Here is a 948-nt window from a genome sequence, read left to right on the forward strand (position 1 = left end):
CTGACCTGACACCCAAGGCCAGGGGAAAGCTCGCCCGGTTGGTCATCGAGCAGGGCTGGACCCTGCGCCGGGCCGCGGAGCGGTTCCAGTGCTCGCCGGCCACCGCGAAGAAGTGGGTGGACCGGTACCGGGCCCGTGGCGAGGACGGCATGGCGGACATGTCCTCGCGGCCGCGTCGGAGCCCGAACCGCACTAATGTCCGCACCGAACGGCGGATTCTGGCGCTGCGTTTCACCCGCCGGTGGGGTCCTCACCGGATCGCAGCCCACCTGCATCTGGCACGCTCGACGGTTGGAAAAGTCCTGTCCAGGCACCGGATGCCCCGGCTGGCCTGCCTGGACCAAGGCACCGGCCTGCCCGTCCGCAAGCCGGCACCCCAACGCTACGAACACGAGCAGCCGGGAGACCTGATCCATGTGGACATCAAGAAGCTCGGACGCATCCCTCAGGGCGGCGGACACCGGTCATTGGGAAGGGCCAAAGGCAGGAAGAACCGCCGGGCCGGGACCGGCTATGCCTACCTTCACCACGCCGTGGATGACCATTCCCGCCTGGCCTACTCCGAAATCCTCAACGACGAAAAGAAGGAAACCGCCACAGCGTTCTGGCTCCGCGCCGCTGCGTTCTTCGCCGCCCACGGCATCACTGTCAGAGCCGTGCTTACCGATAACGGAGCCTGTTACCGCTCCAGAGCCTTCACCGCCGCCTTGGGTCCGAACATCAAGCACCGCAAGACGCGCCCTTACCGGCCACAAACCAATGGCAAGGTAGAACGCTTCAACCGCACTCTCACCACGGAATGGGCCTACGCCCGTCCCTACACATCAGAAACCGAGCGAGCAGCCACGTACCCCGATTGGCTACATCAGTACAATCATCACAGGACCCATACCGGCATCGGAGGAAAAACTCCCATCAGCCGCGTTCATAACCTCCGTGGGAATTACA

The 948-nt window shown here is 64.3% G+C and carries 1 protein-coding gene; it reads left to right on the plus strand.

Translation table 11 applies throughout. The features are described 5' to 3' along the window. Nucleotides 1–5: 5 nt before the first annotated feature. A partial coding sequence (locus tag JYA52_RS00265) for an IS481 family transposase (RefSeq protein WP_205651165.1) occupies nt 6–948 on the plus strand: 943 nt, incomplete at its 3' end.

Source organism: Arthrobacter pascens, assembly GCF_017052465.1.
GTDB lineage: Bacteria > Actinomycetota > Actinomycetes > Actinomycetales > Micrococcaceae > Arthrobacter > Arthrobacter pascens.